The sequence below is a fragment of the Vibrio sp. M250220 genome (genome assembly GCF_036533795.1).
Taxonomy (GTDB): Bacteria; Pseudomonadota; Gammaproteobacteria; order Enterobacterales; family Vibrionaceae; genus Vibrio.
The window spans coordinates 1-16,866 of the sequence record NZ_JATABI010000047.1 but is presented as its reverse complement, the minus strand read 5'-3'; the positions used below and the strand labels follow the sequence as shown (position 1 = coordinate 16,866).

The 16,866-nt window shown below is 41.4% G+C and carries 14 protein-coding genes and 1 pseudogene; 9 read left to right on the top strand and 6 right to left on the bottom strand.

What is annotated here, in order from left to right; all coding sequences use genetic code 11:
• The first annotated feature begins 1 nt into the window (after nt 1).
• The 6 genes from QTN94_RS15590 to QTN94_RS15565 all read left to right on the top strand — a co-directional run bounded on the left by QTN94_RS15590 (nt 2) and on the right by QTN94_RS15565 (nt 9,086).
• On the top strand, nt 2-1,597 hold the full coding sequence (locus QTN94_RS15590; RefSeq protein ID WP_331428187.1) for a sigma-54 interaction domain-containing protein: 1,596 nt from the start codon (nt 2-4) through the stop codon (nt 1,595-1,597).
• A complete protein-coding gene (gene vasI / locus QTN94_RS15585) occupies nt 1,594-2,238 on the top strand; it encodes a type VI secretion system-associated protein VasI (RefSeq protein ID WP_331416357.1) in 645 nt (214 codons plus the stop codon). The genes QTN94_RS15590 and vasI overlap by 4 nt, the downstream gene beginning before the upstream one ends.
• A gap of 2 nt (nt 2,239-2,240) precedes the next feature.
• Entirely contained in the window at nt 2,241-3,656 is a 1,416-nt protein-coding gene (gene tssA, locus QTN94_RS15580; RefSeq protein WP_331428186.1) for a type VI secretion system protein TssA, read from the top strand.
• Between the two features lie 60 nt (nt 3,657-3,716).
• Nucleotides 3,717-7,214 carry a type VI secretion system membrane subunit TssM gene (gene tssM / locus QTN94_RS15575; RefSeq protein ID WP_331428197.1) on the top strand — a complete coding sequence of 1,166 codons (3,498 nt, stop codon included), beginning with the start codon at nt 3,717-3,719 and terminating at the stop codon, nt 7,212-7,214.
• A gap of 52 nt (nt 7,215-7,266) precedes the next feature.
• A complete protein-coding gene (locus tag QTN94_RS15570) occupies nt 7,267-8,523 on the top strand; it encodes a type VI secretion system ImpA family N-terminal domain-containing protein (protein WP_331428185.1) in 1,257 nt (418 codons plus the stop codon).
• Between the two features lie 125 nt (nt 8,524-8,648).
• Nucleotides 8,649-9,086, top strand: a complete 438-nt coding sequence (locus QTN94_RS15565) for a YcgN family cysteine cluster protein (protein ID WP_331416354.1) — start codon at nt 8,649-8,651, stop codon at nt 9,084-9,086.
• A 59-nt stretch (nt 9,087-9,145) separates the two neighbouring features.
• Here the strand turns inward: QTN94_RS15565 and QTN94_RS15560 are convergent, their stop codons facing one another.
• Nucleotides 9,146-9,445 (bottom strand): type VI secretion system PAAR protein, encoded by a 300-nt coding sequence (locus tag QTN94_RS15560; protein WP_331428184.1) that lies wholly within the window; start codon nt 9,443-9,445, stop codon nt 9,146-9,148.
• 455 nt (nt 9,446-9,900) lie between these two features.
• Here QTN94_RS15560 and QTN94_RS15550 point away from each other — a divergent pair, with 455 nt between their 5' ends.
• The 3 genes from QTN94_RS15550 (at nt 9,901) to QTN94_RS15540 (ending at nt 13,233) form a co-directional block, all read left to right on the top strand.
• The gene (locus QTN94_RS15550; protein WP_331428183.1) at nt 9,901-10,491 is read left to right on the top strand and encodes a response regulator transcription factor; all 591 of its coding nucleotides are present in this window, start codon (nt 9,901-9,903) and stop codon (nt 10,489-10,491) included.
• A gap of 137 nt (nt 10,492-10,628) precedes the next feature.
• The gene (locus tag QTN94_RS15545; RefSeq protein WP_331428182.1) at nt 10,629-10,970 is read left to right on the top strand and encodes a hypothetical protein; all 342 of its coding nucleotides are present in this window, start codon (nt 10,629-10,631) and stop codon (nt 10,968-10,970) included.
• A gap of 556 nt (nt 10,971-11,526) precedes the next feature.
• Nucleotides 11,527-13,233: a hypothetical protein gene (locus tag QTN94_RS15540; protein WP_331428180.1), complete on the top strand. Its 1,707-nt coding sequence runs from the start codon at nt 11,527-11,529 to the stop codon at nt 13,231-13,233.
• 97 nt (nt 13,234-13,330) lie between these two features.
• Here the strand turns inward: QTN94_RS15540 and QTN94_RS15535 are convergent, their stop codons facing one another.
• From QTN94_RS15535 to QTN94_RS15515, 5 genes and pseudogenes are all read right to left on the bottom strand, one after another.
• Entirely contained in the window at nt 13,331-14,047 is a 717-nt protein-coding gene (locus tag QTN94_RS15535; protein ID WP_331428178.1) for a sugar isomerase domain-containing protein, read from the bottom strand.
• A gap of 194 nt (nt 14,048-14,241) precedes the next feature.
• Nucleotides 14,242-14,465: pseudogene (locus tag QTN94_RS15530) on the bottom strand (helix-turn-helix domain-containing protein); the annotation flags it as partial.
• Nucleotides 14,466-14,514: 49 nt separating this feature from the next.
• The gene (locus QTN94_RS15525) at nt 14,515-15,141 is read right to left on the bottom strand and encodes a response regulator transcription factor (RefSeq protein WP_331428176.1); all 627 of its coding nucleotides are present in this window, start codon (nt 15,139-15,141) and stop codon (nt 14,515-14,517) included.
• On the bottom strand, nt 15,122-15,835 hold the full coding sequence (locus QTN94_RS15520) for a response regulator (RefSeq protein WP_331428175.1): 714 nt from the start codon (nt 15,833-15,835) through the stop codon (nt 15,122-15,124). The genes QTN94_RS15525 and QTN94_RS15520 overlap by 20 nt, the downstream gene beginning before the upstream one ends.
• A 21-nt stretch (nt 15,836-15,856) precedes the next feature.
• Nucleotides 15,857-16,866, bottom strand: a 1,010-nt coding sequence (locus tag QTN94_RS15515) for a methyl-accepting chemotaxis protein (RefSeq protein ID WP_331428174.1), incomplete at its 5' end; no start/stop codon positions are given.

Here is a 16,866-nt window from a genome sequence, read left to right as displayed (position 1 = left end):
TATGTCGAATTGGCTAGAACTGGTGACGGAGTTGATCGCTACCCGCAGTAAATTTGAGCTGACGGAAAAGTTTACTCAGATTCTTAGTACTGAACTCGGTCTATCAAAATGCTTGCTTCTAATGCCAACATCAGATGGTCGTGAACTTGTGCCGCATGATCCGCAAGTGGAAGCGTCTTGGGGGGTGAATGATTTAAATAATCCCTTTGCACACGTACTCCAAAACGCGAGTCAGATGTCCCTGACGGCAGAGGAGTTGCTGTTTTGGCGAGGAGATACAGCTTTCACTGAGTTGGTATCGAATACTGGCACGTTTGAATGTGTGTTCATTTGCCCTTTGCCTTTTCATTCCAATCAAGTGCAATTGATCCTCTTTATGCAAGGTGCAAAAACAGCAGTAACTGACGTCTTTAACAGTGATGATGGCGCTAAGTTTATCGACATTTTCACTAAGCAGTGGGGGCTACTGGGAGAGAAGGAGCGTGAGCAGCGAGATATTCAAACGCTCGCTGAATCTTTGAGTGATATACAAAGAGACACTAAGCGAAGGGATCTCGCCGAGCAACTTTCTTACTCTTTGATTGGCAAAAGTTCGGTGATGCAGAGGCTACGTCAACAGATAGTTAGCGCGGCGGACTCTCAGTTGTCCGTTATGGTTCAAGGCGATACAGGTACAGGTAAAGAGTTGGTGGCTCAGGCGATTCACCAAATCTCAAGTCGCAGTGCGCAACCTTTAGTTGCCATTAACTGTGCCGCTATCCCAGAGAACTTACTCGAAAGTGAACTGTTTGGTTACTGCAAAGGTGCCTTCTCTGGTGCTGAATCTGACAGAGATGGTCTGATTGCACAGGCGAATGGTGGAACGCTCTTTTTAGATGAAATTGGTGATATGCCGCTCGCTTTGCAGGCTAAATTGCTACGAGTGCTGGAAACGAAAAAGTTCAGACCTATCGGCGGTAAGAATGAGCTGAGCTCTGATTTTCGTTTGGTATCTGCAACGCATGTCAATTTGCTTGCTCAAGTGAGAAACAAACTATTTAGACAAGACCTTTATTACCGATTGTTTCAGTTCCCTTTGACTTTGCCAAAATTGTCGGAGCGATTGGGAGACATTGAACTATTAAGCCAACACTTTGTTGCCGAGTTCAATTCACAACACGGTACTCAGATTCGGGGTCTGCACTACAAAGCGTTGGATTGCCTTAAACAGTATTCATTTCCGGGCAATGTCCGTGAGTTGAAGCTTTTGGTCGAGTTTGGTTGTGCACAGTGTCGCGATGAGTTGGAAGTGAGTGAAGGCAGCTTGGCGAATCGGATTGCGTGTCTTGATTTCGAACTGAACAGGGTCGAGCAACGCGCGACCTCACCGCAGAGCACTCAGTCGAGCGGTATGACGGATAACCCTTATCTTGCCGCACAGAGTGATTTATCGACGATCAAAGACCTTAAACAAGCCGTCAACGAATTTGAAGAATTTATCATTCGTGAGCGCTTGATCCTTTTTTCTGGTGATCGAGGTAAAACGGCGGAAAGCTTGGGAATTCCTAAACGAACACTGGCTTATAAATGCCAGAAATTGGAGATCAAAGCAGAATGAACAATTTGAGATCTCTCATTTTATTGTCGACTTTGGCCGCTTTTTCTCTTTCAACGAATGCGGCTCAAGAGTCCGTTAGTTCTGAACTGATTAGGGGTAAACAATGCACCTTAATCTCTGAGCGATTAGAGCGCCTGAGCTGTTTTGATGACGTTTTTCGGACGCCGACCACTTCGAATCGTCAATCTGTATCTGATGATAAACCGCAAGCTTGGCACATCGCTTTTGAGACTTTAGATAGTCATGCGCCATTGAACGTGATTGAAAGTGGTACTGAGCAAGAGGGCGACGTCTGGTTAACCTTAGCATCCCGACATGCCGAGGGTGAACTGGCGGCGGTGTTAATGATGAGCTGCATTAATAAGATCAGTCGTGTTGAGTTAGCGCTACCTGAAGCGATAGAAGATGGACGAATTCGAGTGTCTATTGCTGGTGGTCCGAGTCAGAGCTGGAGAAGCGATGATATTGGAGTGTTGTTCTCTTCGGCTAGAGGTTTACCTGCAATATCTATGATGAAGGTGATGGCGTTGGATACAAGGCTTGTTCTTCGTTCTAATTCGCAGACGGTGGATGGGTTGCAGTTTGATACGACAGGATTGAACCAAGCTTTAACACCACTTAGAGCAAGGTGTGGGTGGTAGCAATGGAATTGACTCAATATCGAACCAGTATCGTTAGACCAATTAGTGGCGATTCACCGGTAGGAGAAAGACTATTAGATGAGCCACTGTTTGATTTTGTTGAAGACCAAATGATGAAAGTCGGTTCTCTTTCTCACGCCACAGTTCAGTGGCAAGAGGTTGAGCACAGTGCGATTACTTTGCTTAATGAGAAGAGCAAAGATATTAAGTTACTGGTTTATTTACTTCAGTGTTTGCATAACCAATTGACACCAAGCCGTTTGATAACCTCGTTTGGTGTGATGAGCGACTTCATTGAGCACTATTGGAATGATTGTTTCCCAGCACCCGGAAAGAGAGGCAACTTACCGCGCAGAAAGTTTTTCAGTCAGATGTGTCAACGTTTCTCAATGGCTGTGGATAAGTTTGATTTCACGACTCTCGATAGCCAAGACAGAGACGAGTTGCAAACGGTGGTTCAAGGGTGGCAGAAAACAATACAAGCCAATCAACTCTCTTCGGATATTGCGGATTCTATCGCGCTAACGATTAGCACCCAGCTTAAACGAGCTCAAGAGCGAGAGAAGTCACAGCACAGCACGGTACAAGCAAAAGACTCAGAGACAGAGACGTCACAAAGCACAGCGGCATCCTCCTCTTATTCTTTATCCGTTGACAATTCCAGTGATAAAGCAGCAAAGCAAACCCTGCTTAAAGTCGCGGAATATCTCTCTGATCAGGAGTCGGGGGCGGCATTAGCAATACGAGTACGTCGCCATGCGCTTTGGGGTTCTATCACGACGTTACCCGATCATGATCATCTCGGAAAAACGTTACTGCGTGGCATGCAAGTGGAGCGAATTAAAGAGTATCAAGACCAGTTACATCAACCTGATCTCGCTCTGTGGAGAAAGATTGAACAAAGTTTGACGATTGCTCCTTATTGGTTTGATGGTCAGCTCATGAGCCACGATATCGCAAAGTCGCTTGGTCAACAGAGCTGGTGTCAGGCCATTCGACAAGAAACTCAGTTTTTTGTCGAACGTTTTCCAAACGTGTTTGAACTCAAGTTTAAAGATGGTTCGCCATTTGTAACTGACATGGTGCGTGATTGGTTAGCGAGTGGTGACATGGCCGCTTCAGGTGGCAATGTTTCAGGTAGTTGGAGTGAACAACGTGAAGAAGCTTTCAAGCTCGCTCAAGAGGGGGGGATCGCCGTTGCGATGTCGATGCTCAATGATGGCCTTGTTGCCGCGACAGAGCCACGCGATCGCTTTTATTGGCGTTTGCTTTGTGCCGATCTTTTGCGGCATAGCCAGTTAGAAGCGATGGCGAAAGAACAGTATCAAACCTTAAAGCAAGAAATTATCCAGGCGAGCGTCACTGAGTGGGAGCCGTCTTTAATAGAACAACTAGAACGATATATAGCGTTAGATTAAGCAAAGGGACTATCCATGTGGAAAAGTATCATTGGGCTTGTTAAGAAACTTAAGCCGGGCATAGCAGCGGCCCTTCCTATTTTGCTGTTTACTCTATTTATACTACTCAACGTTGCCATTTGGTGGGCAGGTCCTTGGCTGGAAATTCTCGGGACGAAACCTTTAGAGTCCGTGATGGCTCGAAGCATCGCGAGTGCACTGTTTGTGTTGCTCTCGTTGTCAGCGTGGGGTATTTGGCAGTGGCGTAAATTGCAAGGTTTTAAGAGTCAGCAAAAACGAGAAGAACAGCGAAAACTCGATCCAATTGCGAAATATGAAGAGCGTCAGGAAGTCGAACTGAATAACGTAATGAAAGAGATGAAGCAAAGCCTCAATACGCGTAACTATCTCTATTCATTGCCTTGGTATCTAGTGTTGGGTGTTGAGAACGCAGGTAAAACAAGCTTAATCAACCGTTCAGGACAGAACTTTGCGCTTTCTTCTGTTATGCGAGCCTCGGGGCAGAAAAGTGATAACCCTTACTATTTCGACTGGTGGATTGGTGATGAGTCAGTACTGATTGACCCTGATGGTGAGTTACTTACTCAACGTAATCGTAAAGACGAGGAAGCCGCTGAAATACAGCGCCGCTTATGGCTTCATTTCATCAATTGGTTGGAAAAAACGCGCAGTAGAAGGCCGTTAAACGGTATTGTTCTCGCGCTTGATATCGCTAATCTTGCCGTCTCTACTGCGTCAGAGCGTAAGGCTTATGCAAACTTGCTGCGTGCGCGTATTCGCGAATTAATGGAAACACTGGCGACTCGCTTACCAGTCTACATTACGCTGACAAAACTTGACTTGTTGTATGGTTTCGAACCTTTCTTTAAACATTATTCCAAGTCACAGCGGGATGAAGTATTAGGTTTCACCTTCTCTCTAGAATCGGTCGATAATTTAGATCACTGGTTAGAAGAGTTTTCTAAAGACTATGGGCAGTTTGTATCAAGAATCAACGAACTCTTTCCCCATGCGGTGGCAGAGCCGTTGGAACAAGCCGAGCGTGATGCTATCTATAGCTTTACGCGTCAAATGTCAGGGCTGCAAGATATTCTCAAAAACTTTTTCCGAGATGCACTCTCAAGTGATCAGTTCTCTACTTCTGCGTTAGTTCGTGGTGCTTACTTTACGTCGGTTTATCAGCAGGGAGTACCTAGCAACGCCTTTGGAGATTCCGCCTCTCGTCGCTATGGTCTATCGCATGCGGTGAACGAAGCTCAAAATGCTAAGAACTCAACGGTATATTTTACTCAGAAGTTATTTAGCAACATTATCTACCCAGAGGCAGGATTGGCTTCGGATAACTTCCGAGTGGCAAAACACAAACGTCGTTTAATGGGCCTTTCCATTACCGCTTGTATGGTGGCAACGGTGCTTTTAGTGGGGACGTGGCATCGCTATTACCTAACCAATGTTAACCAGTCTGATGCGGTACTCACTAAGGTCAATGAGTACAAAACTCAATACCCATCTAATCTTTATCTGGCTTCTCAGAAAGACATTCTTGAGCCGTTAAACAAGATTCGACAAGCGACATTGGAGTTCGGTTTTTTCCGTGACAAGCCACGCTACTTATCTGATCTTGGTCTATATCAAGGGCATACTATTGGGCCAATGGTAGAAAATACCTACCTTAACTTGCTCGAAAACCGTTTCTTGCCACTTCTAATGGCGGATGTCGTTGTTGCGCTTAAACAGGCTGAGAATGAGGAAGAGAAACTGGCAGTTTTACGAGTTTATCGCATGCTGGTAGATAAGAGTGGTCGCTACGAAGATTATGTGCTTGATTACTTTGGTAAATATTGGCAGAGCACGTTTGTCGGGCAAAAACAGGTTCAGGGTGAACTGTTAGAGCACTTAGATTATGCGATGCGCCATACCGATCTCGCTGGAAAAAGGCAGCAAGGTGACGAGTTCGCAGAACGAGTGATGAAGCCATACGATCGCACCATCGCCAGCGCTCAAGCAGAACTTAGCACTATGCCTAACGATCAGCGTGTTTACCGAAATTTGAAGCTGAACGCGCAAACCGTGTTAGGCCCTTCGATCAGTATTCGTAATTTAGTTGGTCCAATCTTTGATGTTGTGTTCGAAGAGCGTGTGGCTAATAGCAGCTTGTATATACCACAAATGCTGACAAAAGCCGGCTTTGAAAACTATTTCATGCCGAGATCCGAGTCTGTCTCGGAGTTAGCCCTGATCGATAGTTGGGTATTAGGACAGTCTAAAACGGCGCAGTTTAGTGAAGCAGATAAACAAGTACTTCGTGAAAAGATTCGCAATCTGTATGTTGCAGATTATGTGAACACTTGGCGTGCAGCATTGAATGATATCGACATGAAATATTTTGGTGACATCAATGATGCGGTGATGGTGCTAGAGAGCTTGACTGGAAACGTCGAGCCAATGCAGCGATTACTAAGGACATTAAAGAACAACACTCAGGTCATTGAGGGATTAGACCCAGATAATGACGCAGCAGAAGAACTGCTAAAGAGTGCTAAATACAAAGTCGCGTCAAGCATTCAATCTCCATTTGCTGAGTTAAACTTAATGCTTAAACCCGTTGGAGAGCAACCTGCGTATATCAATGAAGTCCTTGAATCGGTTGATGAACTGAAGGCTTATTTGAAATCGATTCAAGAATCACCAGATGTAGGTATGGCAGCGCTTGACGCAACGAAGGCGCGAGTAAAGTTAGTAAGTGCGGATCCTATCTATACCTTGAAGCGCATCTCTTCTGGTTTACCAAGACCATTGGATAGCATGATCGCTAAGCTGGCAGATGAAAGCTGGTATGTGGTGAAGCAAGAAGCGATTAGATACTTAGAAGTGCGTTGGACTGAAGATGTTTACAAGCCGTACTATACCAAGCTTGCGAGTCGCTACCCGTTTAATCCTGCTTCCACAAAAGATGTGGCACTGGAAGATTTCGAATCCTTCTTTGCTCCTAATGGCACCTTGGATAACTTTTACACTAATCAGCTGAAAATTTTTATTGAAGAGAACATTGCCGTTGATGATTACGATAACGCTCAATCGCTCATCCGCCCTGAGGTACTAGCGCAGATTGAACAAGCACAAAGAATTCGTCAGGCGTTCTTTAACCGTAAAGGTATCTTAGACGTAAACTTCTCTGTCGAGCCTCTGCAGTTAAGTGGGAATAAACGCCGCAGTGTACTTAATGTTGATGGTCAGTATCTCACATACAGCCATGGACCGCGTGAAGGTGTTGAGCTGATTTGGCCAAATACCCTGCGTGATTCTGCCGTGTCTAAAGTGACGTTGGTGCCAACCAAGTCTAACTTGTCGCCTAGAAGTATTAGCGAGAAAGGACCTTGGGCATTTTTCCGACTATTGGAGAAGGGTAACGTTATGTCAGCGGGCAAGACGTCGGTTGATTACCTATTTGATGTCGATGGCGGAGACATGATTTATCGCATCAATGCTGAATCGGATGCCAATCCATTTACTGAACGCCTGTTTAAGTCGTTCAAGTTATCTAAGACTCTTTACTAAAACACTAAAAGGAGCGAGGTGACTCGCTCCTTTTCTACAGGACGAAGTATCTATGTCCAATACAGTATTACTTGACCAAGTTGTTTATCGTGTAACAGCCGATTCTGACTCAATCAGACATCTCGAAAGTTATCAAAAAATCAGAGATGAGATTAATAGTCGCTTTAATCCCCTGTCTGGTGGAACTAATTGGCAAGAGGTATATGAAGCGTGTGAACACCTAGCTAAGGGACCAGGTGTTGACTTACTCATGTGTAGCTATCTAACCATAGCCAAGCTGAAAATTGAGGGGTTGGCGGGTTATGCCAATGGCTTAGAGCTCCTAATACAATGCTTGAGTTTGCTATCCAAGCCGGACTCAAAATCGGCCAAAATGCGCAAAGAAGTTTTAGATTGGGTCAATGGCAAGGCCATTCCTGAGTTAAAGAAAATGAAACCCTCTCAAGAGCAGTTGCGAGATCTTTATCGCAGCGAGAGAGTATGCGAAAGAATCCATCACTGGATGACACTTCAACAGCCTCAAGTGGACGTTGACTTTGAAGGGGTTGGATTTGTTCTGTTTGAACATATTGATCAAATAGAAACGCGTTATCATACGGCGATAAAGCGCCAAGAAAAACAGCTAGAAAACGACAATAGAGTCACGCGTCGCCGTTACTACTGGGGTTTGACTGGCACACTTGTATCGACGCTTGTCGTGAGTGGTGTGTGTGGGTGGCTCTATTACAATCCGAGCTTCATCAATCAATATCAGTTCAAGCAGTCGGTCGAAGTCCCCGCACTCAATACAAGCAACCTTGATCGTTATGTTGAGCATACTAAACCGACAAAATTAGCCGCTGTTCAAGCTGAGCTGATCCCTCTGTATCGCACGTCGATTGGGGAGAAAACCAAAGTCTCTATTGAGCAGCCTTACTTAAAGGCGTTAGAACAACTCAATGTTTTGCAGAAACTGTATGCAGGAGACGAGCAAGTTGAACAGATAAGCCAGACCCTATATCAAGACCAACAGTTCGCGCTCGATCAGGCGAATGAATCCATCGCTCGGTTTAGTGAAATACGCACAAAGATGGCAAATATTGCGCTGCTCGCTAAGAAACAGCGTTGGCAACAGGTCGCGAATGAAACCAAATCATTGGAGGACTTTGCAGTCAGCCTATCGCCAATCTATGGTCGAGTAGGCTATGTAGAAAACTTGATTGAGCAACGCCAGTACGAGCAAGCCCAGCAAGAGTTTGATGAATTGAAAAAACGTCTGAATAATTTAAGTTGGAAAGTGGCCGAACTAAATCAAAGGCTTGAAGAGTAGAGCCTTGAATAACATAGATGCATATCGGTTAACCCCTAGAGGAATCACTTGCACTTTGGACAAAGGATCTATATAAATTCCGCTTTCCTTTTCCACGATGATATTTGAACACTTGGGGTTACCATATGACGCAGTTTTGGCAGCAAAAAGCTCTCGAAGAGATGACCGAAAATGAATGGGAGTCGCTTTGTGACGGTTGTGGAAAATGTTGCTTGCACAAACTGATGGATGAAGACACCGATGAGATCTACTACACCAACGTGGCGTGTAGTTGGTTAAACAGTAAGACCTGTTCGTGTAAAGACTACCCAAACCGTTTTAGCTCAGGTGAAGAGTGTACCAAGCTAACTCGTGAAGATATTGATGATTTTACATGGCTTCCGCACACTTGTGCTTATCGTTTACTCGCTGAAAAGCAACCTCTTCCTGAATGGCACCCGTTAATCACGGGCTCTAAGTCTGCTATGCATGCTGAAGGGGAGAGCGTACGTAATAAAGTGGTGTACGAAATCGATGTTGTTAACTGGGAAGACCATATCCTCAATCACCCAAACAGAGATTAAAATCAATAGGCTGTAACCGATAGGTCTACAGCCTATTAGACGATGGTGAGGTTGGAATATTATCCTATCTCGACATCGGATGATGCCGACGATATTGTCCCTCCGCAGTCTATCGAATCCCCAAAACGTGCTGCGGGTTTACCGTCAATAAATATGCTCGACGAACCTTCCGCTACACTTCTAGGGTGATTACCATGAGGGGTCTTATCACACGGGCAGCCATGATCTTGCAGTGGATCACCTTGGCGAACTGCTGGCTGAAAGTTAATCATCACACTTGGACTCCCTGCAATGATTGGTGTTGGTGGGAAGCAATCGTGCTCCGATCCGGTATCACCTAGCCTTGCTGCTTTTGGCATATAGCCTCATACTATTAAATGGACATTATGCCCATCGATATTTAAAAAATGACGAGCACATGAAGCGATGTTATGTCATCTCTCAGAGCTTACTCATATCGCCGAGAAAACCCTTGGCGCTAAGGTCAAACCAATATTGAACAGTCTACTCAAAGGCGAGTTATTCATTATTAATCAAGTACTGTGCCAATTTTAAAGATTCAATATTTTCAATGGCTGTTCCCTTGGCTTTTGTCTTGAACGCGACGTTAACTGTTTGATTTGCTTCCATAGCTGAATGGCTTCTTCATCAATCCAAAATGTCAGTGAGCCTAGATTAATTAAAGCTTGGTTATAGTGTTTCCAATTTGGAATTGATGACTTTCCATACTTTCATAAAAAAATTTCTTATTATATAAAAACTAGGAATACATCCAGGGGGGATTATCATGCAAACCTATTTATAGAGGCTTCCAATGAACTCAATTAAAACGCTTATATTAGATAACCAACCAATTATTAGACGTGCTCTTGCATCAATGCTTAATGGCATTACTATTAATACTGAGATTTTTCAATCAGATTCAATAAAGGATGCACACCGTATTCTTCGTGGACAGAGTATTGATATGATCATACTTGATATCGTTTTGAATGATGGAAATGGCTTAGATTTCATTCAGCGTATTCGAAAAAGTGGTTATAAAGGCAGGGTTTTATTTGTTTCTTCAAATAATTACCCTCTCTTTAACCATGCCGCTAAGAAAGTAGGTGCTAATGGTTACATACTTAAGACAGAAGACACTTCACTAATTAATGAAGCCATTTTAGTAACCTATCGAGGGTTTTATGCATTCAAAGAGAGTTTGGCTACAGCACATGAACTCCCTGATCTAACAGAGCGTGAGTCAGTAGTATTTGGCTATTTATCTCTAGGCTACTCAAACAAGAAAATCTCAGAACTATTATCTTTGAGCTCAAAGACGGTTAGCACTTACAAATCTAGAATTCTAGAAAAATTCAACGCTAATTCCATTGTCGAGATAATGGAGTTTCAACGCGTATAACACTGTTACTAACGCCGTCAAACATGAATAAAACTTTCCCAATTGGAAAGAGTACTTTTGACCAATTCATTCACTTTACTACAAGCATGGAATAACTGAGCACGGATTCTCACTATCTACATTGAGAGAAATTGACGATGCTATTACCTAAGAACACCTTCGAAGCGCTGCAAATTCCAAATATGATGTTACATCATATGAGCATTAAACTACTTGAGGACCAGGGATTTAGCGAGTCTGAAGCAAGAAAGATCATTGAGGTAGAAGTTTATTTATTAAGCCTAAGAGACACACGTAAGGTTCGTAATCAAGTGAACCGACACGAATACACTTTCGAGCAAGCGATGCTCCAGCTTCTGAAGCAAAAACAACGTCAATATTTCTTCATATTGTTACAACAATTTTGGGAAGCTCAAGTCCGAAAGCACAAAGAAAGCGCCAAACCATCTTTGTTCCTTAACTACGATATCAAAAGCTAAAGCGAAAATGGTGTTGTTCACTAAAAGAAGTTCATATAAACATGTAAGGGCATTCTGATGTGTACAGATACAATAAAAATGTTGGTAATGAACCGGTTTCACCCAGTAAGAGAGCCTTATAAACATGTATCTCGACAGGCTACCTGCTGTGCGCAACGCTCAATAATGTTGACACGCTATTATTCTAAAGGGCAAAACTTTTATTGGTTTTGCTTAAGTTGTCACTCTATTACCCTTGCTCGGACAGTGCATTGTTAGTATGACTTTCCACTTCTGAATTATTCATTCAATCTGGTAGTGATTGAGTGAGTGACTTTTGTAACTATACCCGGCTTTGATTCGTGTTTTCTTAGTTGCCATTGTCCACCTCGTTAGTGAATGTACTCACTTAACACAGTGTCCAAGACTTCTTGAGCGGTTCGGCAGGGATTCACACATAAAAGCCTTACAAAATAAAAGTGTAGGAAAACTCTTATTTATTTTGGTTAATCTTGAGTACACAAGTAAGCCGCAATACTATTCACCCTCTTTTCTGCACAGTATAAAGGTTTCATTAATGAACGTGAATTTTAAAAAAATGCTTTTTATTTTAGTTATTATGTTATCGGCATGCAGTGAGGAAAGTGGTGTTAAGCAACTATCTGTTGATGGTGATAATAACCCTTCAACAGATGGCGGAACCCCTCCAGTTGTAATATCAGATTATCCATGGACTTTAAACGATGGTGGGGAGTTTTTAAGTGTAAATAGCATTGATTATAAAACTAATGATAGCTTAACATTAATTGATGCTACAGTCTTAAAAACTGAAAATTTTGTTAAGTTGGATTCAAATGGAAAACAAGTCTATAGATTTGATGACGTTGATATTATTGATTTAGGTTCAAATCAGTTTGAAGTAATAAATAATACTCCTGATAGAATTAACAAAATGTTGGTCAAGACAAATGAGCATGACAATCCTGTTTTGGTTTCAATGGATGTCACGCTTCAACCATTCAGTAAGTCTGAGATATTATTTAGTGAAAATGTTACTAGTGTTTCTTTCTATAATACGTTAGGGATGTTTTTACCCCAAATAACTTTGGCTGGAGAAATGTCCTCTGAGGAAGGTAAGTTATGTTCAACGCCTTGCTATTCAGATCCAGATGCTCAGCAAAGCAGTGTGTATTGGGTGCTTTCTAGTAACTTACATAAAGCGCTTAACCACAAAGCTCTCTTACCTGAACTATTACGATACTATCGTGAAAATGGATGTACAAATTATCCGAGCGCTTGTGCTAGTAATGGTGAAAGTGTTGCTAATATAAACTATATGAAAATGGGAGTTAAGGGGCATAAACTTACCTTGAAAACGCTTTCAGGTCCTTATTCTAATGAGGGGGTTGGGGGAGGAGGTACGCCTAATCTAGAAGAGATTCAAACCAATAGTTCGGGGTGGGCTTCAATTTGGACCGACTATATTACAGCTGGTGTAGCATCTTTTAGACCTTTTGACCTAAGAACTCAGAAAACCTTATTCCATGAAAGTGCTCATGGATATGGTTATAATCATAATTCAGGTATGACATATGGTTTTGCAGATTATTATGGTCAAGAGTTTTTAAGTAAATATTTTGATGACAAAGATATAACGGGTGTAAGTTATTTAAATCCGGCATCTATTGTCCCAGTATTAGTCGAGTCCAAAAATAATCATTTGAAGTACAAAATTTTTACTCTTGAGGAAAATTATGATTACACTAGGGTTTTTTCACGCGTTATTACAGAAGAGAAAATTTATAGAAAGGATAGATTTTTCGTAGAAAATGGCTCTCTTTACTATGAACTTAATTTAAATGAATCTCCGACTAGCTCTGTTGTCATACAATTTTATGATGACTCGAGTAACTTTGTGTTTAGCACAAGAGAAATATCTGAATTTCACCAACCTAAACCGATTATTGTTGATGGAGTTGATTTGAATTACTATGAACTATCTAATAAGGTAACTCAAGGTCGAAACTTTATTCACGTCAATAGTATTTGTAGTAAATACATTCCAGGAAGTATAGGGGCTACAAAAAACAACTATAGCGATCTTTGGAGTTCAAATAATTTTGACGCATCCTTACTAAATTCTACTTATTATATTTCTAGTAATATGTCTCAAACCAATAAGAGATGGAAAATTAATATGAAGGATACTTTGACATTGAACATGACTAGCGAAGATAGATATACTCTTTTTGGGATGGAGGATAGCTTACTCTGTGTAAATTGATTGGTAGGAGATCACCATCTTTTCTGGCATCCGACCGCTAGATTGCGAGGGTGACCTCTTTACCAAAAGTGGTTAATTGACGAAAAGAACATTTGTGTTACATGGATTTTAATCGAGATCCAAAATGCTGATACACATAATCATTATCGAAACCATCAACATTTTGGCTAGAGAAGATAAGTGGTGTTACGCCTTGTTTTAGCGCTTCTTTCTGAGACTCTACAACCAGCATATTCATGATCACCATGCCTGCTATGCTGGAAAATGCCCCTGTCACTTTACCATTAACAAGACACAACCCATCACCAGCGGGAACCTGATTGTCGATGACGACATCTGCAATATCCATTAGTTTCAGACCTGAACTATGACGGCTTGGGTATTTGGATGACTGCTCTACTGAAGTTATCGCGATAACCCGATGACCTTTAGCTATTGCAATTTGGGCAAATTCAATTGGAAGCGCATTGCGCCCAGAATTAGAAATAACCATCACCACATCATCAGGGTGAATATTCTGATTATTCCAAATGACTTCAGCCAACCCAGGTAATTTTTCCATTGCCGACCCTCTTAGTGCGCCATCATTGGTGAGCAATACTGAGTCTAAAATTGCATTGATGTTGCCAAGACCACCTGCACGAATAAAGCCCTCTAAACCAATCATATGAGAATGACCAGTACCTAATACTTGTATCATATTGTCGTTAACAATAGCTTGAGCGAACAACTCTGTTGCTAGCGATAATGCTTCTTGGTTTGCTTCTACAAGAGAGTCGAGCTTTGGCATTAAGCAATTAATATATTCGGACATTGTTTAGTTCTCCTACACTGTGTGCCGATTAATTAACTTTACCAGTTCTATCTTTCGTTGTTGATACGTAAGTGTTCACCAGTCCCCCATTGACAGCCATTGAAGTGTGACCGAGAGCACTGGATCCACTATTTCCTGTTGAGTGATCTTTTTGAGCCTTCATTCTGGGTGAATAGTTACCTGGTGAACGCTTACCCGCCATTTTCAGGCTTAAGTTTTTCAGAAAGAACGTAGTCACTAAGGTGGCGTGCAAAGGTTGATTCATGAATGCGAAGAGCTTGAGCAATCATGGTCTGACTCCCCCCCCCTCTGTGGTAAGCAATACTGCTTTAATACGGTCACGCACTCGACCATCACGAGTAGAATCGTGCATTTGTTCGAGTTGCAGTTTCTGCTGAGGAGTCAGTGTAATTTTCATGGTTCGTAGCATGATCCTGATTCTAAAGAAAATCAAGCATTTTCAATGATCACGGGTATATGTCTTTGTCTGATTCTATGATTTGCTTCAGATCAAACAAGTTACTGACTCCATACTTCTGAAGCGCTCTAGATTTATATGTACTTACGGTTTTTTCACTAAGGCATAAAATTTTAGATATTTCTTTGTTTGTTTTTCCATTTAAAAGATACTTTACAATCACCACCTCACGTTCAGATAAATTCATTTTTCTGTCTTTAATAGCATCACTATTAAAAAAAAGTCTGCCTCCCATTATGGTTATAATTGCATTTTGCAAAGTGCTTGTATTTTCCGACTTGCATACATAACCATCGGCCCCTAAATCATATGCCGTTTGACTAAATATTGTACTTTCCTCTGAGGAATAAAATAAAACTCTACCTGAAAAGCCACTTCTCTTTATGCGCTTGTAAAAATCATAACCGTCTCCTTCGGATAAATTTATATCTAATATTAATATCTTTATATTGTCTTTTTTTATAATTTCAATTGATTTCTCTTTGTTGTTGGAAGTGAAAGTGTCATTGATGAATGGCAACTCTAACACTACAGATTTAATTGCTTCGCAAACTAATGGATGGTCATCGAACACTAAGCAGTTTATTTTATCTTTTTTATGGTCTTTGCTTTTCATTACGTCTTGTCCAGTGGTATAAATTTTTTATTTCATTGGTAATTAAACACTGAATATTAAGTGCTTGTTTTTTTAGTTTAACATTTGATGTGTTACTGTCAATTTTGCAGTTGACAACTAGTTCATGCCAACCTATGATTGCTGCGCATCCTTTTATTTTATGTATCGTATTTTTTATTTTTTCGAAATCTTTTTGCTTCCTTAAATTTATTAAGTCGTTGGTCATGGATGTGTTGAAAATAGTAATTATTTGTTCCCAGCTAGACTTGGGGAAATTGAGTAGCCAATTAGGTTTATGTATTTCAATGTCCGAGTTTTGGCTAAGTAAAATTTTTAACTCTTTGAGTGAACATGGTTTTTTTATAATGCAATCAAATCCATGCTCATTAATGATGTCGCTTGATAAATAAGACAACTCTGCTGTTAAACCTATAATAATTATCTCATTTAAATACTCTTTAGAGCGAATAAATTTAGTTAATTTAAAACCATCTACAAATGGCATGTTCAGGTCGGTTATGACAATTGATGTTATTGGTGATGTTAGCAATATGTCTATAGCTTGCTTTCCGTTAGATACAATTTCAAAAGAAACCCCTAATTTCTTAAGTTGCATATTTATTACTTCTTGGTTTATTAAACTATCGTCCGCAACTAAAATATGTCCAAAAAATTGGTTTTTATATTCACTCATAAAATTCTCTTATTTAAATAATCATGTATGAAAGTGTTTTATTATTTCATTTAACTCATCGATGTGAGATCGTAATTTTATGGCAATAGAGTTAATATTATTTATGGCGGCACTCATGTCAGAAGAGAGGCTTTTGATGTTGGCTAAGTTACCTGAAATCTCATCACTTACTGCGAGCTGTTCTTCAGTCGCAGCTGCGATTGACGTGTTGAGCTTGTGAATTTCGGTTGCGGAACCTTGAATGGTGTTAAGTGCGTCGTTAGCAACACTCATATTGGAACGGGTTGATTGCATTTTATTGGCGCTGCTTTGTATCGTGACTGTCGACTCTTTAGCTTTCTCTTGCAAAGTAGAGATAATACTTTCGATTTCACCGGTTGAATCTTGAGTACGTTGGGCTAGGGAGCGTACTTCGTCAGCGACCACCGCGAAACCTCGCCCTTGCTCTCCTGCTCTCGCGGCTTCAATTGCAGCATTGAGTGCGAGTAGATTCGTTTGTTCTGCTATCGATTTGATGACATCCAACACATTTCCAACGTTGTTAGACTCTTCTGCTAATTGTTGAATAATTTGCGATGTATTGGTGAATTCACCCTCTAACTGCCTGAATTCATTTGATGTTTTATCGAACACCTCCTTGCTGGAGGAGGCTTCTTTTTCAGCGCTACCAGCATATTGTTCGGCCATGCTGGTACTTTCAGCGACATTAGATAGCGCAGCGGTCATCTCTTCCATCGCTGTGGCAGCCATTTCCATCTCTTGATTTTGCTGACTTGCTATATCAATATTTTGTTGAGTGATTGATTGAATGGACTGTGAAACGGCTGAGATCGTTGTATTTACTTGATTGATTTTGCTAACGGTTTTCGCGTAGCTCTCTAAGAATTTGTTAATCGTGTTCCCAATGATGCCGAGTTCGTTATTGCTCTTATCATCGACACGAAGGGTGAGATCAGAGTTGGTATCGACTTGTTGCAATAAGGTCGCCATTTGGTCTATCGGTTTTACCACGCGGCGATTGACCAATACAT

Coding starts and splice junctions, on each gene's coding strand:
- QTN94_RS15545 (WP_331428182.1), top strand. CDS start 10,629: ATGCTATTACCTAAGAACACCTTCGAAGCGCTGCAAATTCCAAATATG.
- vasI (WP_331416357.1), top strand. CDS start 1,594: ATGAACAATTTGAGATCTCTCATTTTATTGTCGACTTTGGCCGCTTTT.
- QTN94_RS15535 (WP_331428178.1), bottom strand. CDS start 14,047: ATGTCCGAATATATTAATTGCTTAATGCCAAAGCTCGACTCTCTTGTA.
- QTN94_RS15565 (WP_331416354.1), top strand. CDS start 8,649: ATGACGCAGTTTTGGCAGCAAAAAGCTCTCGAAGAGATGACCGAAAAT.
- QTN94_RS15550 (WP_331428183.1), top strand. CDS start 9,901: ATGAACTCAATTAAAACGCTTATATTAGATAACCAACCAATTATTAGA.
- QTN94_RS15570 (WP_331428185.1), top strand. CDS start 7,267: ATGTCCAATACAGTATTACTTGACCAAGTTGTTTATCGTGTAACAGCC.
- QTN94_RS15560 (WP_331428184.1), bottom strand. CDS start 9,445: ATGCCAAAAGCAGCAAGGCTAGGTGATACCGGATCGGAGCACGATTGC.
- QTN94_RS15525 (WP_331428176.1), bottom strand. CDS start 15,141: ATGAAAAGCAAAGACCATAAAAAAGATAAAATAAACTGCTTAGTGTTC.
- tssA (WP_331428186.1), top strand. CDS start 2,241: ATGGAATTGACTCAATATCGAACCAGTATCGTTAGACCAATTAGTGGC.
- QTN94_RS15540 (WP_331428180.1), top strand. CDS start 11,527: ATGAACGTGAATTTTAAAAAAATGCTTTTTATTTTAGTTATTATGTTA.
- QTN94_RS15520 (WP_331428175.1), bottom strand. CDS start 15,835: ATGAGTGAATATAAAAACCAATTTTTTGGACATATTTTAGTTGCGGAC.
- QTN94_RS15590 (WP_331428187.1), top strand. CDS start 2: ATGTCGAATTGGCTAGAACTGGTGACGGAGTTGATCGCTACCCGCAGT.